Source organism: Methylocapsa sp. S129 (assembly GCF_009765995.1).
Classification (GTDB): Bacteria; Pseudomonadota; Alphaproteobacteria; order Rhizobiales; family Beijerinckiaceae; genus Roseiarcus.
Map to the genome: position 1 here is coordinate 123,277 of NZ_LMUI01000013.1, position 21,376 is coordinate 144,652.

Here is a 21,376-nt window from a genome sequence, read left to right on the forward strand (position 1 = left end):
CTCGCCAGACCGAGGCCTAGAGCGAATAGCTCGCATCCGCGCCGCGCTTCAAAAGAAACTGCGCCAGGGGTAGGTTCTTGCCTCGCGCCACGGCATACCAAAGCGGCGTCGCGCGAAAATCTCCCTCATCCTCATCCATCGGCGCCTCAGCCTCCAAATCGGCGCCGGCCTTGAGCAGCACGGCGACCGTCTCGAGCCCACTAGGTTCGCCGAGCGTCCCGCTGTCAGGCTTCACGGCGCAGGCGAGATGCAGCGCCGTGCGTCCTTTCGAATTCGTCGCCCGCGCGAGGGTGGGAGACGCCTCGAACAGCGCTCGAAGGGCCGCGACGTCCCAGGCTTTGGCGGCTTCGAAAACGGCGGTCTTGGAGGGCGGTCTCATTTTCGGCCTCGGTTACGCCAGACGGCGAGGTTTGCGGCGCCCCCGCAATCATTGACAAGTTCCCGGAGGTGAAACACGCTCGCGTCGAGCGAAGTGGCGGATCGCCCCTGATCGTTTCGAGCATAGCGCGCCATCCTTTTGGCGTGCAATTTTGGGAGGGTCGCCATGAGTCTCGACGCCGACGTCATCGTGATCGGCGCCGGGCTGGCGGGCCTCGTCGCCGCCTGCGAGATCGCCGATTCAGGCAAACGCGTCATCGTCCTCGATCAGGAGCCGGAACAGAGTCTGGGCGGCCAGGCCTTCTGGTCGCTCGGCGGCTTGTTTCTGGTCGACAGTCCCGAGCAGCGCCGCCTGCGCATTAAGGATTCGTTCGATCTCGCCTGGCAGGACTGGCAGGGATCGGCGGGCTTTGATCGCGACGAGGATCATTGGCCGCGGCGCTGGGCGGAAGCTTATGTCGCTTTCGCAGCGGGCGAGAAAAGATCATGGCTGCGCGCGATGGGCCATCGGTTCTTTCCGATCGTCGGCTGGGCGGAACGGGGCGGCGGGACCGCGCTTTCGCATGGCAATTCCGTGCCGCGGTTTCACCTCACCTGGGGCACCGGGCCGGGCGTCATCGAACCTTTTGTGCGGCGCGCGCGCGAAGCCGAGCAGGCCGGGCGCCTGGAGTTCCGCTTCCGGCATCGCGTCGATGCGCTCGATGCGACCAACGGCGCTGTCGACGGCGCGAGCGGCGCCATTCTGGAGGCGAGCGACATCGCGCGCGGCGAGAGTAGTTCACGCAACGTCGTCGGCCACTTCTCGCTGAAAGCGCAAGCGGTGATCGTCGCGTCGGGCGGCATTGGCGGCAATCGCGATCTGGTGCGCGCCAACTGGCCAACGCGGCTGGGCGCCGCGCCGCAACGCATGGTCTGCGGCGTGCCCGCCCATGTCGACGGGCGCATGATCGGGATCGTGCAAGATTCGGGTGCCCGGCTCATCAACCGCGACCGTATGTGGCATTATGTCGAGGGCGTCCACAATTGGGCGCCGATCTGGCCCGCGCATGGCATTCGCATCCTGCCCGGCCCTTCGTCGCTCTGGTTCGACGCCAAAGGCGAGCGCCTGCCCCCGCCCCTCTTCCCCGGCTACGACACGCTCGCCACCCTCGAACACATCATGCGCACCGGCTACGACTATTCGTGGTTCGTCACCAACCAGACCATCGTGCGCAAGGAATTCTCGCTGTCGGGCTCCGAGCAGAACCCCGATATCACAGGCCGCGATTGGCGCCTCGTCGCGCGGCGCGCCATCGGCAAGAAGGCGACGGCGCCGGTCGAGGCCTTCAAGAGCCATGGCGTCGATTTTCTCGTGAAGGACAATCTGCCCGATCTCGTCGCTGCAATGAATGCGCTCGAGGGAGGCGATCTTCTCAAGCTGGAGGACATCCAGCGCGCGGTCGACGCGCGCGACCGGGAAATCGCCAATCCCTTCACCAAGGACGCCCAGATCATGGGCATTCATAATGCGCGGAGGTTTCTCGGCGACAAACTGATCCGCACCGCGCCGCCGCACGCCATTCTCGATCCCGCTCATGGGCCGCTGATCGCGGTGCGCCTCAACATCCTGACCCGCAAGACGCTCGGCGGCCTGGAGACCGATCTTGACGCGCGCGTTTTCGGCGCGGGAGGCGCGATCATCCCCGGCCTCTATGCTGTCGGGGAAGCCGCCGGCTTTGGCGGCGGCGGCATGCACGGCTACCGCTCGCTGGAAGGGACGTTCCTGGGCGGCTGCCTGTTCTCCGGCCGGACGGCGGGACGCGCGGCGGCGAAGACGGTGGCGTAGCGCCCCCAATGCTTGACAAAACAAATCGACGCCGCGTCAATCCGCGTTCATGAATCTGTCGCACAGATAGACGCAATAGAGGCCAAACGACTCGGGGACATTAAAATGAACGCCATCGCCGACATCACGCACCGCCTGCACGAACAGGAGATCAAGCTCCTCGCCCAGTTGCGCTCTGCCCGCCGCAGCAAGACCGACAAGGTCACCCCCGAGTTCTCGATGGGCGACAAGGTTGCCGATAAAGTGGCGGCGACGATGGGGTCGTGGCCGTTCATCATCATCCAGACCGCGATTCTGATGGTCTGGATCGTCCTCAACGTCACCGCTTATGTCGAGCAATGGGATCCCTATCCCTTCATCCTGCTCAATCTCGCACTGTCGTTTCAAGCGGCCTATGCCGCGCCTTTCATCATGATGAGCCAGAACCGCCAGGCGGCGATCGATCGCGCCGCCGCCCAGACCGACTACGGCATCAACGCCAAGGCCGAACTCGAAATCGAGCTGCTGCATCAAAAGCTCGATCTCCTGCGCGAAACCGAAGTCTCCGAACTGATCCAGGTCATTCGCCGTCTCGAAGCGCGGCTGCCGCAAGCGGTGGCGGCCGAGGCGGAGGCCAAACCGGCCTGACGAATGCGGCGCCGCTCCCAAGACTTGAGCGGCGAACGAACGTAGGAACAAGATAGAAGCTCGGAATCGCCTCGGCCGGATCAAGCCGTGGTCGAGAGATGTTGCGCCGCATAGGCCCGCCATGGGCGCCAGAGTTCGGCGCGCGCGAGGAGTTCGCCAGCAAGCGGCCGTCGACCTTCGGCATCGATCAGCGCAGGCGCAAGACTGACCTCGGCTGCGGAAAACGCGTCGGGCTCGCGCAGCAGACGCGCGGCAATATATTGCGCCGTGGATTCATCCATGCCGCGGACGGACCGCAGCCGCTGCGCGGTCTCGTCCAACCCGCGATGCGCGCCAAACAGATGGGGATCGGCCGCAATGGCGGCGGCGATGGCGGCGATCGTCGCCGCCGCGTCTTTGGAAATATCGAGGACCGCCAAATCCGCGGCCGCCAGGACGTCCGGCCGCGGGAACAGCGTCGTGAGCGTGCGATCCGGCGCCGCCAGAGGTTCGCCATGCGCGGCGGCGAGCCGCCCCGCGAGAGGGGTCGCCGCGAGAATCGTGTTCCGCTGCTCCAGAACCACGCGCACGGCGAGTTCGAACCCGTCCCACGCGCCCGGCGCGCGCAGCCCCGGCCGCGCTGCGACCAAAGGCGCCAGCGCCGGATCTTGCACAAGATGAGCGCCGATGGCGACAGGGTCGGCGGCCAGATCGAACACGCGCCGCAGCCGGGCGATGATCGCCGGCAGCGCCGACAATTTGGGAAAGCGGATCGTCGCGCGCAGCGCATGGCCCTCGCCGGGCCTCACCGAGACGCTCCCTTGCACGCCGTCGAGTTCGATGGTTCGCGAATAGCTGTCGTCGGCGACGGTTTCGACGCCCGGAATGGCGCGCAGCCGCAGAAAGTCCAGCATGGCCGGCCAATCATAGGGCGGCTGATAGCGCAGCAACAGGCTGACGTCGCCCCGCGCTCCCGCCGAAATCTCCGGCTGGTTCGCGCGCCGCAAGGCGCCTGGCGGCCGGCTGAACAACGTCTGGAAAGTCTCATTGAACCTGCGGACGCTGCCAAAGCCCGAAGCAAAAGCGACTTCAGTCATCGGCAGACGTGTTTCGTGGATCAATTGTTTGGCCAGGAGAACGCGGCGGGTCTGCGCGACGGCGACGGGCGAAGCGCCGAGATGCTGGCGGAACAGGCGGCGCAACTGCCGCTCCCCGACCCCGAGCCGATTGGCCAAGGCATCGACATCCGCCGCATCCAGCGCCCCCAGTTCAATCAGGGCGAGAGCGCGGGACACGGTATTGGATGTTCCTCGCCAGGCGCCAAGATCCGGCGCCGTCTCCGGCCGGCACCGCAGGCACGGGCGGAACCCGGCCTCCTGCGCCGCCGCCGCGGTGGGATAGAAGTTCACATTCTGCGCGCGCGGCGTGCGCGCCGGGCAGACGGGCCGACAGTAAATGCCCGTCGTCTTCACGCCGATGAACAAGCGCCCGTCGAAACGGGCGTCGCGCTGGCTGATCGCGCGGTAGCAGGCGTCGTGATCGAGATCCATGCGTTAGATATGTTGTGAAAGGCCGCCCCCGTCTAGCGGTTTTCGGACATGGTCATTTCCGCGACGTGGCGGGATGACGGTGTCCGAAAACCGCCAGACGCCGACAGCCGCCCGGGCGATGGTCACGGCGTCGTTTGCCGGAGATCGCCATGTCTGTCCAAACCTTCCATCTCGAACGCGCGAGCACGCCGACCGGCGTCATGCTGATCGTCACCGATGACCAGCATCGCCTGCGCGCCGTGGACTGGGAGGATCACGAAGATCGGATGTGGCGGTTGTTCCGGCGCCGCTATGGCGAGAACGCGATCGCGCTCGATAAGGCGCAAAACGTCTCGACGGCCAGACGCGCGCTCGACGCCTATTTCGAGGGCGATTGGGGCGCCGTCGCCCAGACGCCGGTCGCAACAAACGGAACGGAATTCCAGAGCGCGGTCTGGGCCGCGCTGCGGCAGATCCCGGCGGGAGCCACCCTCAGCTATGGCGCTCTGGCGGCGCGGCTTGACCGGCCCAAGGCGATGCGCGCCGTCGGCCTCGCCAATGGCGCCAATCCGATCGCGATCTTCGTTCCCTGTCACCGGGTGATTGGCGCCGACGCGTCACTGACCGGCTTTGGCGGCGGCATCCACCGCAAACGCTGGCTGCTGGCGCACGAGAGCGGCGCCGCGCCGGTTTTGCAGTCGGTTCAACAGGAGACCGCATGATGAACGCCGAAGACAACAAACGCGCGGTGATGGCGACATGGAAGGCGTTCGCCAGCCGCGATCCCGCTGAGATCGCAGCCATGTTCACCGAAGACGCCCAATGGTTCGCCCCGCCAGGGAACGCGACGGCGATCGCGCTCAATGCAACCCATCACATGATGGGCAAGGCGAAGATCGTTCACTTCATCGCAGTCGATTTTGGCAAATTGTTCAGTCGCGACGTCAAGGTCGATTTCGCGGGCTTTTACGGCGACGGCAATGTCGTCGTGGTCGAGCAGCGTTTGCAGGCGACATTGTCGAACGGCGCGCCTTACGACAACGATTATTGCTTTGTCCTTGAACTGGAGGACGGCCGGATTCGGCGCGTGCGCGAGTATATGGACACGGCCAAGGGCCACCGGATGATCTTCGCGGCGGCGTAGAGCCTGATCCGACGATCTTACTTCCAGCACCGGCCGGAATAATCGATCGCATAAAGCTCCGGCTTGGCGGCGATGGCGGCCATGCCGACCAGCACAGCGTCGGCATGGGTCACCAGCCGCGTCGGAATGCGGCGCGCCATCGCGTCGACCGGGGCCTTGGCCTCGAAGGCGGCGCGAAACGCCTTCTCGTCGAGAAGATCGAGAATGCGCGGCAACACGCCGCCGGACAGCGTGACGCCGCCCGTCGCGACGAAGGTCACGCCCATGTCGCCGGCAAACCGGGCGATGAGCCGCCAGTAGAGAGCGACCGTCGCCGCCTCGTCGCCCGCGCGATTCTGATGCGCGCGATCGACGATCGCCGCCCCATCCAGCCCTTCGGCCGGCTTGCACAGAGACGCCAGCCGCGCCGCATGCAGCCGCACGAGCCCGGGACCGGCCATCACGCTTTCGGTGGTGACGCGGCCATACACGCGCTCCAGATGCGGCCAGATCGCCGCCTCCTCGTCGTCGATTGGCCCGAAATCAGTATGGCAGGCCTCAGAAGCCAGCGGCGTATGGCGCCCCGCCGCTTCGACAAGGGCGCCGACGCCAAGGCCAGTGCCGGGCCCCAGAATGACCTGTGGACCGCTGCCGGGAGAAAAGCGCGCCGGCCCGATCAGCCGCGCCCATTGATCGGGAATGGTCGGCAGCGACAAAGCCTGCGCCTCGAAATCATTGAGCAGCAGCCCCTGGTCGAGGCCGACCGCCTTGGCGACCTTCGGCCCGTCCATCAGCCATGGCGCGTTGGTGAGCTTGAGCGTGCGCCCATCGACCGGCCCGGCCCCGCAGGCGATGACCGAACGCGGCCGGGCGCCGAGCTTGGCCGCCGCCGCCTCGATCGCTTCGCCAAGCCCTGGATATTCGTGAGTCTTCAAATGGACCGCCTCGCCCGGAGGCGAATCGGGCGCGCTCTTCAGGGCGAAGCGCACATTGGTGCCGCCGGTATCGCAGACGAAGATGGGAAAGGGAAAGGATATCGCGCTCATGGCGCCATTCACAGGAAAGGAGGGGCCGGCGTCAAGATGCCGGCTGGCGCGCGCTGTCGGACGCAAAATGATTTACGCTCGCGCCAGGAGGCGAATCGCGCGCGATGGACAAGCTAGGTTTCTACGAATTCTTCTGCGGCGGCGGCATGGCGCGCCGAGCGAACCATTCAACTCGCGCATCGGTGCAACTCGAATGGAATATCGGCGAAGACGATTGCTTATCCAATTTACCGCCTGTAAAGAACGAAGAGTGAACCTGTTCGGCGCTCACTGAGTCGATTTGCCGATCGACTGTTTGTTGCCGTCGTACGCCATCCACAGAAGAGTCACACCAATCCTACGAACTCGGAGAAGGGCAGTTTCGAAAGTTAGCCGCTCACTCTAGTCTCGGATCGGGAGACGGTCGTCGACATGGCCCAATTTACATTTTGCGAATTTTTTGCTGGCGGCGGTATGGCGCGCGCCGGGCTCGGTGTTTCATGGCGCTGCCTGTTCGCCAACGACTTCGACGAGATGAAAGTATCGACCTACGAGGCCAATTGGGGTTGCGGGGACATTAAGCACGGCGATGTCGCCAAGCTTACGCTAGCCGACCTGCCAGCCAAGACCGTCGACCTTTCATGGGCGTCATTTCCCTGCCAAGATCTTTCGCTCGCTGGCGACTATCGAGGCCTCGGTCGCGAGCGCGACGACGCCAAGACGCGGTCCGGAACGTTTTGGCCGTTCTGGAAGCTGATGCGTGGCCTCGTTCAAGACGGCCGCGCCCCACGCGCCATCGTTCTTGAGAATGTCTACGGTTGCTTGACCTCCCACGGCGGCAAGGACTTTGCCGCAATCGCTTCGGCCCTTTCGGGATCGGATTACCGTTTCGGAGCTGTGGTGATCAACGCGGCTCATTTCGTCCCGCAGTCGCGCCCGCGCGTATTCTTCATCGCTATCCGCAAGGGTGAGACGATCCCGGAAGGGCTCACAACCGAGGGTCCGCAGCGGAGCTGGCATCCGGCGTCGCTCCTCGGAGCGCATGCCGCAATGACCGACGAAGCGAAGAGAAAATGGGTTTGGTGGAACGTCCCGATGCCCGCCGTCCGAAATATGGTCTTCGCGGACCTTATTGAAGAGAATCCGACAAGCGTGAAATGGCATAATGCCGCCGAAACTAAGTACCTGCTCGGGCTGATGTCGCCATTGAACCGCGATAAGGTTGCGAACGCCAGAAAATCCGGGCGCCGTATAGTGGGCGCAATCTACAGACGCACACGTCCCGATGAAAAAGGCATCAAGCGCCAGCGCGCGGAAGTCCGCTTCGACGATATCTCCGGATGCCTGCGCACGCCAGCAGGCGGCTCTTCTCGCCAAACCATTCTCGTGGTCGAAGGCAAGACGATACGTTCGCGACTCTTATCATCTCGCGAAGCAGCGCGGCTTATGGGGTTGAATGACGACTACTTGCTTCCTGCACGTTACAACGAAGCTTATCATGTGTGTGGCGACGGGGTTTGCGTGCCCGTGGTGCGGCACCTCGCGGAGCGCGTTCTAGAACCGATGTTGGCGACAAATCGAGCAGAAGAATTAATCGCGGCGGAGTAGGGAATGGCGATAGACCTAGCCTTCCGAAGCAAGGCAGTTCGTACGCTCACAAACGAAATCGGCTGTTATGTTCTTTGCGATCTCGATCAGGTGCCTATCTATGTCGGGCAGTCTGTCGATGGTATCCGCGCCCGAGTAAATCGACATCTCACATCAGCTAGGAGCGACATCATCGCGAACCGGCAAGTCGACGTGTGGGAGATCGCCTGGGTCTGGGCTTACCCTGTCGGAAACAGGGCGGATATAGGCGCCGTCGAGGACGCGCTTTTTCATGAGTTCCACGCTCGGTCTGCTCTTATGAATGGCAAAGTGCCGAAGCTACCGCCACGGAGGACAAGAGTACCGGAGCCGACTCAGAAAATTCAAGTGATGGCGAACGCTGAAATTAAGGAAAAGAAAGACCCGGCGCTACGCCTCCCACGCCAAGCTGAGCACTATCGCCAGATCGTGGGCCACTTTCTGGCAGTGAAGAACTCCAAGGAAATCGCGGTCGCTATCCAAGCACACTTTCAACGGCTCCAGAAGTACCACCGAGAGCTACTTGGCCTTGCCAGGGAGGTAGAAGGCGATAGCGGCGACGACTAAAGCGTGGAACTACTCGGAGGTGAGCCTGATAACGTTACAATCCTGAGTGGCGCTCTTGTTTATGACATCTGACGTTTATGAGCCCGCGCTGCGGGCTAAGGTTTTCGAAACCATCCTCATCGGCGACGGAGTCGCGGCACCGTTCGGGCGTTTCTTGAGCGACTTGCTTCTTCCGCTAACTAGGGCGCGAAGCGAAGCCAAAAGGGAACCGACGCGCGGCCCGCCCGCATGAGGGCCGCGGGCAAACCCACTGCGGAGCGCTCCGCGATCATGCGCGCCGTCAAGTCGCGCGACACGGCGCCCGAGCTTATGCTGCGCACAATGCTGCGCAGCATAAAGCCGGGCTATCGGCTGCATCGAGCCGATCTGCCGGGCAAGCCCGATATCGTCTATGGCCCGCGCCGCCTCGCCATTTTCATGCATGGCTGCTTCTGGCACGGCCATGATTGCAAGCGCGGCGCCCGTGCGCCAAAAGACAACGCCGCCTATTGGAGCGCCAAGATCGCCAGAAATCGCGCGCGCGACGCGACCCATCTCAAAGCACTGGCGGCGCTCGGCTGGCGCACGCTCGTCGTGTTCGAATGCGCGCTGAAGGACAAGCCGGCGCTCGAACGCCGTTTGCGGGATGCCCTGGAGGCCGGCGAAGGAGGTCAGCGATGAAGGAACAGGCCGACGCCGAAACGGCGCCACGCAGCCCGTTTTATGGCCCCGAGCACGAGGCGTTCCGTCATTCCATCCGCCGCTTCGTCGCCCGCGAGATCGAGCCCTATGCGACGCAATGGGACGAGGCCGGAGAATTTCCGCGCGATCTTTATTTGAAGGCCGGCGAGATCGGTTATCTCGGCCTTGGCTATCCCTCGGAATATGGCGGGTCCGAAGGCGATCGCTTCATGACGATCCTTGCGATGCAAGAACTCGCGCGCGCCGGCTCGGGAGGCGTTTGCGCCGGTCTGTTCAGCCATGCCATCGCGGCGCCGCCCATTCTGCGGCGCGGCTCGCCGGAAATGAAGGCGCGCGTGCTGCCGCAAATCCTGTCGGGCCAAAAGATCGCCGCGCTCGCCATCACCGAGCCGAGCGGCGGCTCGGATGTCGCCAATTTGCGCACGACAGCCCGGCGCGAGGGCGATCATTATATCGTCAACGGCTCCAAGACTTTCATCACCTCGGGCATGCGCGCCGATTTCCTCACCGTCGCAGCGCGCACGGGGGGAACCGGCGCCGGCGGCATCAGCCTGCTGCTGATCGAGGGGAATACGCCCGGCCTGCAGCGCACGCCGCTCGCCAAAATGGGCTGGTGGGCGTCCGACACCGCGACCCTCTATTTCGACAACTGCCGCGTGCCCGCCGCCAACCTCATCGGCGAAGAAAGCAGCGGCTTCAAGACGATCATGCTCAATTTCAACGATGAGCGCCTGAACGGCTCGGCGTTCTGCAACGCTTTCTCGCGCGTCTGCCTGGATGAGGCGATCGCCTATTCCAAACAGCGCGTGACCTTCGGCAAGCCGCTGTCGCATCATCAGGTCATCCGGCATAAACTGGTCGATATGGCGCAGCGCGTCGCGGCGACGCAGGCCATGCTCGAACTGCTCACCTGGCGCGTCGAGCAGGGCGAAAATCCAGTCGCCGAAATCTGCATGCTCAAGAACCAGGCGACGCAGACCATGGCCTTTTGCGCATCGGAGGGCGTGCAGATATTCGGCGGCGCCGGCTTTTTGCGCGGCGCCAAGGTCGAGCGCATCTATCGCGAAGTGAAGGTCAATGCGATCGGCGCAGGAACCGAGGAGATCATGAAGGAGCTCGCCAGCCGACAAATGGGGATTTGAGCGGGATTTGCGGCGGCGAAAGGGCTGGCCTTATCCGATGTTTTGTTGTAGGAGGCGCGCTTCCCGGTGGCGGGCTTGCCTCCCCGGTCCCCCTTTGGAGAGCATTATGGCCGTTCCGAAACGTAAAACCTCGCCCTCGCGCCGCAATATGCGCCGCTCGGCCGATGCGCTGAAAGCCCCGACCTATGTCGAAGACAAGGATTCGGGCGAATTGCGCCGTCCCCATCATATCGACCTGAAAAGCGGCATGTATCGCGGCCGCCAGGTTCTCAAGCCCAAGACCGCCGTCGAAGCCTGAGGGCTTTCGCTCAAGGTCTCATCCATCAAGGCCGGCCTCGCGCCGGCCTTTTTATTGGGCCGCCTTCGGCTTGAATGAGGCGATCGCCGCTCCGGCGACGATCAGCGCGCAGGCCAGCGCCAGCGAAGGCGTCGCCGGCGCAAAGCCTGCGGCGACCAGGATCAGCGTCGACAGCACCGGCGCCGCATAGGCCGCAACGCCGAGCAGGCGGATGTCGCCGTTCTTGACGCCGTAATCCCAGACATAAAAGGCGAGGCCGACCGGCCCCAGCCCGAGCCCGACGATCGCCAGCCACTGGCCCGCATTGGCGGGAATAATCGTCGTCTCGAAGGCGAAATGACACAGAGCGGCGAGCGCCGCCGTCGCGAGGCAAAAGCCCGCGACCGCCTCGGTCGGCGCCGCCTTGAGGCGGCGCGACAGCAGCGAATAGGCGGACCAGACGAAAGCGCAGCAAAGCGCCAGGCCATAGCCAGCCAGCGTCGCGCCGCCGGCGTTGACGAACAATCCTCCGCCCGCCTTGCCTGCAAACAGAACGGCGGCGCCGGCCAATCCGAGCACGGCGCCCAGGATATGGCGCAGGCTCAAGCGCTCGCCCGGCAGCAGCGCCGAGAACAGGACGATCAGCAGCGGCCAGAGATAGGCGATCAGGCTCGCCTCGGCCGGCGGCGCGCGGCGCAACGCCGCAAAGTAAAGCGCGTGATAGCCAAACAGCCCGCCGATGCCGACCAGCCAAACGGGCCAGGGCTGGAGGAAGGCGCCGAGGCGTCCGCGCGCGGCGGCATAGACGAGGCCAAAGCCGCCGCCGATCGCGAAAGTCAGCGCCGCCAGTTCAAACGGCGGCGCCTCGCCCGACGCGGCTGTCAGCAGGGCAAGCGCCGACCAAAGCAGGATCGCGAGGCAACCGATGAGGGTGGCGGCGGGCGAGGTTTGTGGAGAGGCGAGCGATGCGTCAGTCATGGACGCGGCTGCTAGCAGGGGCGCGGGCGAAAAGAAAGCGGCCGTGGTCCTTCTCCCGAGAATCGGGAGAAGGTGGCCTCGCGAAGCGAGGTCGGATGAGGGGTTCGAAGCTGGGCGCCGCAGAAAAAGGGCCTTCACGCCGTGAGGCCCTCATCCGGCCGGCTCCGCCGGCCACCTTCTCCCGATTCTCGGGAGAAGGGGGTCCTCCACGCCGCGTCTACGCCCCGAGCGCCGCGTTCTTCAGGGGCAGCGACCGGATGCGTTTGCCAGTGATCGTGAAAATCGCATTGGCGATGGCGGGGGCGATCGGCGGCGTGCCGGGCTCGCCAATGCCGCCCCATTTGCCGCCGCCCGACAGCGCGAAATGCGTTTCGATGGTCGGCGCGTCGGCCATGCGGGCGATCTGATAATCGTCGAAATTGCCTTGCTCGACCGCGCCCTTCTTGATCGTGATCTCGCCAAACAGGGCCGCAGTCAGGCCGTAGAGCACGGCGCTCTCGATCTGCATCTCGACATTGAGCGGATTAACGACATGGCCGCAATCGACGCAGGCGACGACGCGCTCGACCCTCACTTCGCCGCTCTTGCTCACCGCGACCTCAGCGATCTCGCCGACGATCGTGCCAAAGCTCTCATGGATGGCGAGCCCGCGTGCGGAGCCCACCGGGAGCGCCTTGCCCCATTCGCCCTTGTCGGCGAGCTTGTCGAGCACGGCGAGAAAATCCGGCTTGCCGGCGAGCAAAGCGCGGCGATAGTCGAGCGGGTCCTTGCCGGCGGCATGGGCGAGTTCGTCGATAAAACTCTCGACCGCAAAGGCGTTCTGCGACGAGCCGACCGAGCGCCAGAACATCACAGGCACATGCGTGTTCTTGAGCAGGCAATCGACATTCAGCGCGCTGGCGAGATAGGGAACATTGGACAGGCCCTCCACCGCGCTCGGCTCGACGCCGCTGCTCGCCGCGCCCCAGCCTAGCGAGCGCGTGATCGAGCCGACCGCCGTGCGAAAATCGAAAGCCGTCGGCATGCCGTCGGCGCCGAGGCCGGCCTTCAGCCGCAGGGCGGCCTGCGGGCGATAACGGTCATGCTGGATGTCCTGTTCGCGCGTCCACACCAGCTTGACCGGTTTGGCGATCGCCTTTGAGACCTGGACCGCCTGGCGCAATTCGTCATTGACCGCGCGCCGGCCGAAACCGCCGCCAAGATAGCAATTGTGAATGAATACATTGCGCGGATCGACGCCGCCGACTTCCGCCGCCAGTTTCAAAGCGGCGTCCGCCGATTGCGTGCCGATCCAGGCGTCGATCCGGTCGGGACGCCAATGAACCGTCGCATTCAGCGGCTCCATCGGCGCATGGGCGAGATGGGGGACTTCGTACAGCGCCTCGACGATTTTGGGCGAAGCGGCGAGCGCGCTCTTCGCGTCGCCGCGTTTGGCGGCGTTGGTCAAAGGGCCGTCGAGCGCGGCGCGATAGTCGGCGCGAAACTTTTCGCTGTCGGTCGCGGCGGCTGCGCCTTCGTCCCAGACGATCGGCAAAGCGGCGACCATTTCCTTGGCGCGCCAGAACCGATCGGCGACGACCGCGACCCCATTTTCAACGGGCACGACGGCGATGAAGCCGCGCTTGTTCTTGATCGCCGCCTCGTCGTAGCTCTTCGCCTTGCCGCCGAACACCGGGCAATTGGCGACGGCGGCATAGACCATGCCGGGCAGGCGCGTATCGATGCCGAATTTGGCGGCGCCGGTGACTTTGACCGGCGTGTCGAGCCGCGCCTGGCGCTGACCGATCAGCCTGAACTGCTCGGGCGTCTTGATCGCCGGCTCCTCGCGCAAGGAGACATTGGCCGCGTCGCCGACAAGCTGCCCATAGACCGCTGAGCGGCCTGACGCCTCATGAAAGACGCTCCCGCCGCGCGCGACGCAGGCAATGGGCGCGACGCCCCAGCGCGTCGCGGCGGCGCTGATGAGCCGCGCCCGCGCCGAAGCGCCGGCCTGTTGCAGAGACACGCGCGAGCGGCGCACCGAAGAGGAGCCGCCCGTCTGCATGTCTCCGTAGACGCCGCCATCCATAAAATTGCGGGTGGCGGAAGCATATTCGACTTTGACCTTCGCAAAATCGCATTCAAGTTCTTCCGCAACAATCATCGCCAGCGAAGTCATGACCCCCTGGCCCATCTCCGATTTGGCGATCCGCAGCAGGATCGTCCCGTCGGGCTCGACAACAACAAAGGCGTTGACCTCGTTCGCGGTCGTGAGTTCTTCGGGCCCCCAGGGTTCGGGGCCGAGCGGTACCGCCGAGGCGAAGCGCGGGATGGCGACCATCACGACAAGGCCGCCGGCGGCCGAGAGGCTGGCGGCGATGAACGAACGGCGCGAGACAATGGCGTTCATGGCGGCGCCCTCTAAAGCTTGGCCAGCGCGGCGGCGCGATGGATCGCAGCGCGGATGCGCGGATAGGTTCCACAGCGGCAGATATTGGTGATCTCGGCGTCGATATCGGCGTCCGACGGCGATGGATTTTGCGCCAGCAGGCTCGCCGCGGCCATGATCTGGCCGGACTGGCAATAGCCGCATTGCGGCACGTCGTTCTCGATCCAGGCCGTCTGCACGGCGTGCAAATGCGCAGCGCCGAGGCCTTCGATCGTGAGGATCCTCTTGCCGACCGCGTCGCCGGCGGAAAACTGGCAGGAGCGCGTCGCGACGCCATCGACATGGATCGTGCAGGCGCCGCATTGGGCGATGCCGCAACCAAATTTCGTGCCGGTCAGGCCGATCTCATCGCGAAGCACCCAAAGCACCGGCGTCTCCGGCTCGATATCGAGCTCATGAGCCTGGCCATTGATGGAAAGAGAGAGCATGCGATCGCGCTCCAGGGTTTTGCGCCGCTCGCGCCGGCGGCGCGGGCAAACCGCTGAGGTTGCAACGCTGGCGAAACGCCAGAGTTTCAAGGCTGGAGGGAGATTAAGGCGGAACTAACGATCGGCCGGCGGCGAGGCGTTCACGAAATGGAGAGCGCGAGGCGACGCGGACCGCCGGCAAGAGCGATATTGACACCCTTTTTCCCGCCGCACTCCTCGTGCTAGAACGCGCCATGAACGCCGCCCTGCCTCTCGCCGCGCCCTCTGCGCTGGCCCCGATCAAGCCCTCTCTCGCTGGCGCAACGCGCACGGAGCTTGGCGACGCTTTGCGCACGCTCGGCCTGCCCGCGCGCGAGGTGAAGATGCGCGCCGCGCAGCTTTGGCACTGGATTTATTTCCGCGGCGTTCGCGATTTCAACGACATGCTCAATGTCGCCAAGCCGATGCGCATTCTGCTGGCGGAGCGTTTCACGCTGGAGCGCCCGGCGATCGCCGCCGAGCAGGTCTCCAGCGACGGCACGCGCAAATGGCTCATCAAGATGAAGCCGACCGGGCCGTTCGACAAAGGCGCGGAGATCGAATGCGTCTATATCCCGGAGGCCGATCGCGGCACGCTTTGCGTCTCCTCGCAAGTCGGCTGCACGCTGAACTGCACTTTCTGCCACACCGGCACGCAAAAACTCGTGCGCAATCTGACGACGGCCGAGATCGTCGCGCAGGTGATGGTGGCGCGCGATCGCCTCGGCGATTTCCCGGGCGGCGTCGCGCCGACCGACGGCATCGTGCCGTCCGGCGAGGGCGTGCGGGCGGTGTCCAATGTCGTGTTCATGGGGATGGGCGAGCCGCTCTATAATTTCGATTGCGTGCGCGACGCGATCGGCGTCCTGACCGATGGCGAGGGGCTTTCGCTGTCCAAGCGCCGCATCACGGTCTCGACCTCCGGCGTGGTTCCGCAGCTTGAGGCTTTGGGCCGGGAATGCGGCACGATGCTCGCCATTTCATTGCATGCGACGAATGACGATCTGCGCGACACTTTGGTGCCGCTCAACAAGAAATATCCGATCCACGATTTGCTCGCGGCCTGCCGCGCCTATCCCGGCGCCTCGAACGCGCGGCGCATCACCTTCGAATACGTGATGCTGAAAGGCGTGAATGACACGCCCGCCGAGGCGCGCGCGCTGGTGCGCCTGCTCAAAGGCCTGCCGGCCAAGATCAATCTCATCCCGTTCAATCCCTGGCCGGGCACGGTCTATGAATGTTCGGACTGGGAGACGATCGAGCGCTTCTCCGACATCGTCTTCAACGCCGGCTACGCCAGCCCGGTGCGCACGCCGCGCGGGCGCGATATTCTGGCGGCCTGCGGTCAACTCAAGAGCGAGACCGAGAAGCTGCGCGCCAGGGCGCGGATGATGCTGGAGGAGAGTCTGGCGGTCGGGCTGGAGTGAGGGAATCGCTCAATCGTCATTGCGAGCGGAGCGAAGCAATCCAGAGGTCGTGACGTCAACGGATTTGGCCGCATTGTTTGCTTCGCGAGCCATGAATAGCACCACGTAACGTTGCGACGCTCGCGAGCAACGGTCACGACACCTGGGTTGCTTCGCTCCGCTCGCAATGACGGTTAGGAATAAAGCTTGCGCACCGTCGCGCTTTTCTCGACGCCCTTGGGCTCGCGCCAGGTCCGATAAACCAGGTCGAGCGAGGGATTGCTGACGCCGAACCATAGCTTCTCGCTGATGAAATGATGGCGCAGATGATATTGCTTCATCCAGCGGCCAAAGCGGGTGCGCGGCTGGTACGGGATGTGGGCGACGTAGTGCACCCATTCGTAATGGAAGATCGCCAGCATCACGCCAAGCATGACCGGCGCGACGGCTGCGACGCCCAGGATCGCGTAAACCAGCGCGGCGGTGATGACGAGGTTGGGGCCAAGAAACCAGAACGGCAGGAACAGCAGATCGAGCCGGTTCGGTTCGGCATGATGATCGTAATGCAGACGATGCTGCAGGCGCCGCATCCAGCCCCACGGCGCAGGCGGCGCATGAAAGGCGAAACGGTGCCAGGAATACTCGCTGAGATAAAACAGCAGCGCGCCGACGACGATCCATAGGGGCGACAGATGCGGGCCGCCCAACAAAGCCCAGAGCGGGATCGCCAAGATACCCAGAGCCAGTAAGGCGTTGCTGCCGTGTTTGAAGAAATTGAGCAGCATGACCGCGTTTCCCCGAGACGGCGGGAAGCGCTTTGCATGGGCCGCCTCGCCGCGATCATCATTGGGCGATGCGACGGTCAAGTCAAACAATCGAGGCGGCGCCTTGCGCCGGGATAGTTGTGCGACTTGCGATTCCACGGCGCCGGGCAATTGGCGATTGCAAAAAGCAGCGGCGCGCATTATTCTAGTCAGAATGACTAGTATTGGGGAACTTCATGACCAAGCCGACGGGCTCTCGCAGGAAATCAGCCGACGTCCCGAAGGCCCATTGGGCCTTGCAGGATGCGAAAGCGCGCTTCAGCGAGCTTGTACGCCTCGTCCATAGCGATGGCCCCCAATATGTGACGGTGCATGGACGCGACGAAGTCGTCGTCCTCTCCGCCGAGGAGTTCCGCCGTCTGCGCGGCGAACGAAGCGGCGGCGAACTGGTCAAAGCTATGCAGGCGTCGCCCCATCGCGATATCGAGATTGAGCCTGCGCGCGGAAAAATGTCTGTCCGAGACATCAATTTGTGACCGGCTGGCTGCTCGACACCAATATCCTGTCGGAACTGCGCAGGGCGAGGCCTGAGCCCAGGGTCGTGGCGTTTGTCGCGGCGCAGAAGCTCGATCTTCTGTTTGTCAGTTCGGTGACTTTGGCCGAGATACGCTTCGGCATCGAACGCGTCGCCGATCCCGCGCGCCGCGCCGAATTGGCGGATTGGCTGACGCATCGCGTCCGGCCGATGTTCGAGGACCGCGTCTTGCCGGTGAGCGAAGACGTCATGTTCAAATGGCGCCTGCTGGTCGAGGACGGGCGCAAGGCGCGCCACACATTCTCGCAGCCCGACCTCATCATCGCGGCGACCGGACTGGTCCACGGCCTGACGATTGTGAGCCGCGATACGGCCGACCATATGCGGGCGCGGGCCCCCGTGTTCAATCCATGGGTTGAGGACGCCCCTGCGTCCTGAGTGCAACTGAGACAATCGACGCCACCCCGGAGCCTATCTTCCATGAACCCCATCTACGACATCGATCTGCAGACCATCGACGGAGAGGCGGAAAAGGTCGGCGCGTTCGCCGGCAAAGTGATGCTTGTCGTCAATGTCGCCAGCCAATGCGGCTTCACGCCGCAATATGAAGGGCTCGAGGCGCTCTATCGGCGGTATCGAGAGCGTGGCCTGGTAGTGCTCGGCTTTCCCTGCGACCAATTCGGCCATCAGGAGCCGGGCGATGAGGCCGCAATCAAGAATTTCTGCAACCTCGAATATGACGTGACTTTCCCTCTTTTCGCCAAGACCAAGGTCAACGGCGACGAGACGCATCCGCTCTACCAGGTGCTCAAAAGCGAGGCCAAGGGCCTGCTCGGCACGCAGGCGATCAAATGGAATTTTACGAAGTTCCTGGTCGACAAAACGGGGAATGTGGTCAAGCGCTTTGCGCCAACCGAGAAGCCGGCGGATATGGCTGGGGATATCGAGCTGCTGCTGGGGTGATTTGTCATGGCGCGACGCCTCAGGCGAAGGCGCGCGCCGCTTCCTTGTGCTCCGCCACGACGGCCGCCACGTCGACGCCAACCGGCGCGCCGGCGATGACGCGCCATTGGCCCGCGATCATCACGCGGTCGGCGCGGTGGGCGCCGCACAGAACCAGCGCGGCGAGCGGGTCATGGGCGCCGCTGAAGCGCGGCTCATCGAGCGTGAACATCGCGAGATCCGCCTCCAGCCCGACGGCGATGCGGCCGATGTCGTCGCGCCCGAGACAGCGCGCCGAACCCTCGGTGGCCCAGCGCAAGACATCGAGATGGGTGACCGCCGAAGCGCCATAGCGCAGCCGCCCGATCATCAGCGCGTGGCGGACCGCCTCCATGATATTCGAGGAATCATTCGAGGCTGAGCCGTCGACGCCGATGCCCACCGGCGCGCCGGCGGCGTCGAGATCCTTGGTCGGGCAGATGCCCGAGGCGAGCACCATATTGGACGCCGCGCAATGGCAGACGCCGACGCCCGCGCGGCCCAGGCGCCCGACCTCTTCGGCGCTGAAATGAATGCCATGGGCCAACCAAGTGCGGGGGCTCATCCAGCCGGTCTCCTCCAGGAGATCGACCGGCCGTATGCCATACACATCGAGGCAGAAACGCTCCTCGTCCTTGCTTTCGCACAGATGCGTATGGAGCTGGCAATCATGCTGCTCGGCAAGCCGCGCCGTATCCATCATCAACCGTTTGGTCACCGAGAAAGGCGAGCACGGCGCGAGCGCGATGCGGATATCGGCGCCGGGCCTCGGATCATGGAACAAGTTCAGCACGCGTTCGCTGTCGCGTAAAATCGTATCTTCATCTTGCACGACTTCGTCGGGCGGCAGGCCGCCGTCTTTTTTCGACAGGTTCATCGAGCCGCGCGTCACCGTCATGCGCAGGCCCAGTTTGCGCGCCTCCTCGACTTCGATATCGACCGCGTTCTCCAGCCCGGCCGGGAAGAGATAATGATGATCGGCGGCCGTCGTGCAGCCTGAGAGCAGAAGCTCGGTCAAGGCGAGCCGCACGGCGGCGCGCAGGTGCGCGGGCTTCAGACGCGCCCAGATCGGATAGAGCGCGACAAGCCAGGGAAATAAATCCCGGTTGATCGCGTCCGGATGCGCGCGCGTCAGCGTCTGATAGAAATGATGATGCGTATTGACGAGGCCCGGCAGCACGACATGGCGCGAAGCGTTGAAGGTCGTGCCGACAGGCGCAGCCGGCGTCGCGCCGCGCGCGACCAGCTCGACGATGCGCGTCCCCTCGACAACGATTCCGCGCTCCGCGCCTTCGGCGAGAATCGCGATTGGGTCCTTGATCCACACACGCATCGCGCGTCGCCTTTTCTTTTGGAGTCGCCTATGCGAGCGACGATTCGACAGCCCGCGCATTCACGGGAGCGCGAATTTGCCTCATCGCGCCGCTTCGGTCCACCTCGGCGCCCCGCAATCGCGATCAAGCGCCCCCGATTCCTTCTGATAGAGTTTCGCTACAATTCGAAACAATAGGAGGCGCGCGGTGACGCTGACGGGCAAGGCGCTCCGGATGATCGAACGCCATCTCGACCGCGACCTCACGCTCGGCGAGATCGCCAGGTCTTGCGGCGTGTCAAGCTATCACCTCGCCCATGCGTTTGGCGAAAGCGCCGGCGTTTCGGTGATGCAATATGTGCGCGCGCGGCGCCTGACGGCCGCCGCGCAGGCCCTGGCGATGGGCGCCCCTGACATTCTCCATCTCGCGCTCGACGCCGGCTACGGCTCGCACGAGGCCTTTACGCGCGCCTTCCGCGCGCAATTCGGCTGCACGCCCGAAATGGTTCGGCGCAAGGCCAAAACGGAGGATCTGGCTATGATTGAAGCGATGAAAATCCCGGACGACGGCCGCGCCGAATTGGAAGCGCCTCGGATCGTGGCGGGCAAGCCGATGCTTGTCGTCGGATTGGCGGAACGCCATGCCTTCTCGGACCCGAAAGACATTCCCGGCCAATGGCAGAAATTCATGGCGCTCTATGGCGAGATTCCGGACAAGGCGAATCCGATCCCGATCGGCGTCAGCGCGAATATGGATGAAGACGGGAATTTCGAATATTTCTGCGCGGTGGAAGTCGCCAGATTCTCGTCCGCGCCGCGCGGCCTGAAACAATTGCGCATTCCTGCGCAGACCTATGCTTTGTTCCATCATCGCGACCATGTCGCGAAGATCGGCGCGACCTATGCGGCGATCTGGAATCGATGGCTGCCGGATAACAATCGCGCCGTCGCCGACGGCCCTAGCATCGAGCGCCACCTCGAAACCTTCGATCCGCGCACGGGCCTTGGCGGCGTCGAGATTTGGATACCGATTAAGGATGCGGCGTGAGGGGTCTTCAGAGAACACTCGCGATATCGGTTCTGGAAAAATCATCGCCGACGTAAAGCAGGCGACAAGCATGTTCCTTCGCCGCCTCATAAGCAAAGCAATCGCCGAAGTTGAGGGCGGCCGGGTTCACGCCTTTACCCCATCGTCCATAAGCTTCGGCGACACGGCGCGCCGCCGCTGAGGTGACGCTTACGACCTCGAAGCCGAGCCCATCGATGACGCTGGCCATTTCCGTCCCGACGCCCCGACGCGCTGACACGATCAAGGCCTCGGCCATCGTGCCGGCGGAAATCAGGATTTGGTCCTCGGCTTCAAGCGCGGCGATGCAAGCCTCGGCTTCCGGTTCGTCGAGGACGATCGCCATGAGCGCCGATGTATCGACGGCGATCACCCGGGCAGTCCGTCGTCGCCGTACAGGAAATCCTGACTTCGTGCAGCGCCTGGCCCAGCCTTCGCCTTGGCGCTGCCGGAACGTCGCGCCGCTTCGAGCAGCGCCCGACGGGATTTCCTATCCATCGCAGCCTTGACAGCGACCAGCCGCGCCGCCGGCTGGCCATGCCGGGTCAGCACGACCTCGTCGCCTGCCTCGGCGCGACGCACCAGGTCCGTCAATTGCCCCTTGGCCTCAGTGACGGATATGCGCACTTCATCTCCTCCGCCGGCCATGATGGCCTCAGCGAAGGTAATATTAGACTGTCC

The 21,376-nt window shown here is 64.2% G+C and carries 25 protein-coding genes; 15 read left to right on the top strand and 10 right to left on the bottom strand.

The features are described from left to right. Positions 1-16: 16 nt before the first annotated feature. The gene (locus GSQ90_RS08725; protein ID WP_158814432.1) at positions 17-379 is read right to left on the bottom strand and encodes a hypothetical protein; all 363 of its coding nucleotides are present in this window, start codon (positions 377-379) and stop codon (positions 17-19) included. Positions 380-544: 165 nt separating this feature from the next. On the opposite strand from GSQ90_RS08725, the gene GSQ90_RS08730 reads away from it, so the two are divergent. Both GSQ90_RS08730 and GSQ90_RS08735 read left to right on the top strand, forming a co-directional pair. Then, positions 545-2,203: an FAD-binding dehydrogenase gene (locus tag GSQ90_RS08730; RefSeq protein ID WP_158814433.1), complete on the top strand. Its 1,659-nt coding sequence runs from the start codon at positions 545-547 to the stop codon at positions 2,201-2,203. 105 nt (positions 2,204-2,308) lie between these two features. Next, positions 2,309-2,830: a DUF1003 domain-containing protein gene (locus GSQ90_RS08735; protein ID WP_158814434.1), complete on the top strand. Its 522-nt coding sequence runs from the start codon at positions 2,309-2,311 to the stop codon at positions 2,828-2,830. Positions 2,831-2,910: 80 nt separating this feature from the next. Here the strand turns inward: GSQ90_RS08735 and GSQ90_RS32815 are convergent, their stop codons facing one another. Further along, a complete protein-coding gene (locus tag GSQ90_RS32815; RefSeq protein ID WP_158814435.1) occupies positions 2,911-4,359 on the bottom strand; it encodes an AlkA N-terminal domain-containing protein in 1,449 nt (482 codons plus the stop codon). Positions 4,360-4,508: 149 nt separating this feature from the next. On the opposite strand from GSQ90_RS32815, the gene GSQ90_RS08745 reads away from it, so the two are divergent. Then, entirely contained in the window at positions 4,509-5,060 is a 552-nt protein-coding gene (locus tag GSQ90_RS08745; protein ID WP_158814436.1) for a methylated-DNA--[protein]-cysteine S-methyltransferase, read from the top strand. After that, positions 5,057-5,482: a nuclear transport factor 2 family protein gene (locus GSQ90_RS08750; RefSeq protein WP_246731487.1), complete on the top strand. Its 426-nt coding sequence runs from the start codon at positions 5,057-5,059 to the stop codon at positions 5,480-5,482. Before GSQ90_RS08745 ends, GSQ90_RS08750 begins: the two co-directional genes overlap by 4 nt. A gap of 17 nt (positions 5,483-5,499) precedes the next feature. Here the strand turns inward: GSQ90_RS08750 and GSQ90_RS08755 are convergent, their stop codons facing one another. Then, positions 5,500-6,507, bottom strand: a complete 1,008-nt coding sequence (locus GSQ90_RS08755; RefSeq protein ID WP_158814437.1) for a glucokinase — start codon at positions 6,505-6,507, stop codon at positions 5,500-5,502. A gap of 104 nt (positions 6,508-6,611) precedes the next feature. On the opposite strand from GSQ90_RS08755, the gene GSQ90_RS08760 reads away from it, so the two are divergent. The 6 genes from GSQ90_RS08760 (at position 6,612) to rpmF (ending at position 10,800) form a co-directional block, all read left to right on the top strand. Further along, positions 6,612-6,761, top strand: a complete 150-nt coding sequence (locus tag GSQ90_RS08760; RefSeq protein WP_158814438.1) for a hypothetical protein — start codon at positions 6,612-6,614, stop codon at positions 6,759-6,761. A 157-nt stretch (positions 6,762-6,918) separates the two neighbouring features. Further along, entirely contained in the window at positions 6,919-8,094 is a 1,176-nt protein-coding gene (locus GSQ90_RS08765) for a DNA cytosine methyltransferase (RefSeq protein WP_158814439.1), read from the top strand. 3 nt (positions 8,095-8,097) lie between these two features. After that, on the top strand, positions 8,098-8,679 hold the full coding sequence (locus GSQ90_RS08770; protein WP_158814440.1) for a GIY-YIG nuclease family protein: 582 nt from the start codon (positions 8,098-8,100) through the stop codon (positions 8,677-8,679). Positions 8,680-8,907: 228 nt separating this feature from the next. After that, positions 8,908-9,339, top strand: a complete 432-nt coding sequence (locus GSQ90_RS08775; protein ID WP_158814441.1) for a very short patch repair endonuclease — start codon at positions 8,908-8,910, stop codon at positions 9,337-9,339. Next, on the top strand, positions 9,336-10,502 hold the full coding sequence (locus tag GSQ90_RS08780; protein WP_158814442.1) for an acyl-CoA dehydrogenase family protein: 1,167 nt from the start codon (positions 9,336-9,338) through the stop codon (positions 10,500-10,502). The genes GSQ90_RS08775 and GSQ90_RS08780 overlap by 4 nt, the downstream gene beginning before the upstream one ends. Before the next feature lie 106 nt (positions 10,503-10,608). Continuing rightward, a complete protein-coding gene (gene rpmF, locus GSQ90_RS08785; protein ID WP_158814443.1) occupies positions 10,609-10,800 on the top strand; it encodes a 50S ribosomal protein L32 in 192 nt (63 codons plus the stop codon). A 51-nt stretch (positions 10,801-10,851) separates the two neighbouring features. Here rpmF and GSQ90_RS08790 read toward each other — a convergent pair whose 3' ends face one another. The 3 genes from GSQ90_RS08790 to GSQ90_RS08800 form a co-directional block, all read right to left on the bottom strand. Continuing rightward, complete coding sequence (locus GSQ90_RS08790; RefSeq protein WP_158814444.1) at positions 10,852-11,757, bottom strand: DMT family transporter; 906 nt, start codon at positions 11,755-11,757, stop codon at positions 10,852-10,854. A gap of 217 nt (positions 11,758-11,974) precedes the next feature. Further along, on the bottom strand, positions 11,975-14,146 hold the full coding sequence (locus GSQ90_RS08795; RefSeq protein WP_158814445.1) for a xanthine dehydrogenase family protein molybdopterin-binding subunit: 2,172 nt from the start codon (positions 14,144-14,146) through the stop codon (positions 11,975-11,977). A gap of 11 nt (positions 14,147-14,157) precedes the next feature. Next, a complete protein-coding gene (locus tag GSQ90_RS08800) occupies positions 14,158-14,613 on the bottom strand; it encodes a (2Fe-2S)-binding protein (protein WP_158814446.1) in 456 nt (151 codons plus the stop codon). Positions 14,614-14,846: 233 nt separating this feature from the next. On the opposite strand from GSQ90_RS08800, the gene rlmN reads away from it, so the two are divergent. Then, positions 14,847-16,058 (top strand): 23S rRNA (adenine(2503)-C(2))-methyltransferase RlmN, encoded by a 1,212-nt coding sequence (gene rlmN, locus GSQ90_RS08805; RefSeq protein WP_158814447.1) that lies wholly within the window; start codon positions 14,847-14,849, stop codon positions 16,056-16,058. A gap of 173 nt (positions 16,059-16,231) precedes the next feature. Here the strand turns inward: rlmN and GSQ90_RS08810 are convergent, their stop codons facing one another. Beyond that, positions 16,232-16,822 (bottom strand): sterol desaturase family protein, encoded by a 591-nt coding sequence (locus GSQ90_RS08810; protein WP_158814448.1) that lies wholly within the window; start codon positions 16,820-16,822, stop codon positions 16,232-16,234. Between the two features lie 215 nt (positions 16,823-17,037). Here GSQ90_RS08810 and GSQ90_RS08815 point away from each other — a divergent pair, with 215 nt between their 5' ends. The 3 genes from GSQ90_RS08815 to GSQ90_RS08825 are packed head-to-tail and all read left to right on the top strand — an operon-like array spanning position 17,038 to position 18,299. After that, positions 17,038-17,337 (top strand): type II toxin-antitoxin system Phd/YefM family antitoxin, encoded by a 300-nt coding sequence (locus GSQ90_RS08815; RefSeq protein ID WP_158814449.1) that lies wholly within the window; start codon positions 17,038-17,040, stop codon positions 17,335-17,337. Then, a complete protein-coding gene (locus tag GSQ90_RS08820) occupies positions 17,334-17,774 on the top strand; it encodes a type II toxin-antitoxin system VapC family toxin (RefSeq protein WP_158814450.1) in 441 nt (146 codons plus the stop codon). Before GSQ90_RS08815 ends, GSQ90_RS08820 begins: the two co-directional genes overlap by 4 nt. 42 nt (positions 17,775-17,816) lie before the next feature. Then, positions 17,817-18,299: a glutathione peroxidase gene (locus GSQ90_RS08825; RefSeq protein WP_158814451.1), complete on the top strand. Its 483-nt coding sequence runs from the start codon at positions 17,817-17,819 to the stop codon at positions 18,297-18,299. Between the two features lie 19 nt (positions 18,300-18,318). On the opposite strand, the gene GSQ90_RS08830 is transcribed toward GSQ90_RS08825, so the two are convergent. Beyond that, positions 18,319-19,650: an 8-oxoguanine deaminase gene (locus GSQ90_RS08830; protein WP_158814452.1), complete on the bottom strand. Its 1,332-nt coding sequence runs from the start codon at positions 19,648-19,650 to the stop codon at positions 18,319-18,321. A 187-nt stretch (positions 19,651-19,837) separates the two neighbouring features. Here GSQ90_RS08830 and GSQ90_RS08835 point away from each other — a divergent pair, with 187 nt between their 5' ends. Continuing rightward, positions 19,838-20,677 carry an AraC family transcriptional regulator gene (locus GSQ90_RS08835; RefSeq protein ID WP_158814453.1) on the top strand — a complete coding sequence of 280 codons (840 nt, stop codon included), beginning with the start codon at positions 19,838-19,840 and terminating at the stop codon, positions 20,675-20,677. A 7-nt stretch (positions 20,678-20,684) separates the two neighbouring features. Here GSQ90_RS08835 and GSQ90_RS08840 read toward each other — a convergent pair whose 3' ends face one another. Together GSQ90_RS08840 and GSQ90_RS08845 are read right to left on the bottom strand one after the other, a co-directional pair. Beyond that, a complete protein-coding gene (locus GSQ90_RS08840) occupies positions 20,685-21,068 on the bottom strand; it encodes a type II toxin-antitoxin system VapC family toxin (RefSeq protein WP_158814454.1) in 384 nt (127 codons plus the stop codon). Next, positions 21,065-21,322, bottom strand: a complete 258-nt coding sequence (locus tag GSQ90_RS08845) for a type II toxin-antitoxin system Phd/YefM family antitoxin (protein WP_158814511.1) — start codon at positions 21,320-21,322, stop codon at positions 21,065-21,067. The genes GSQ90_RS08840 and GSQ90_RS08845 overlap by 4 nt, the downstream gene beginning before the upstream one ends. Positions 21,323-21,376 lie beyond the last annotated feature (54 nt).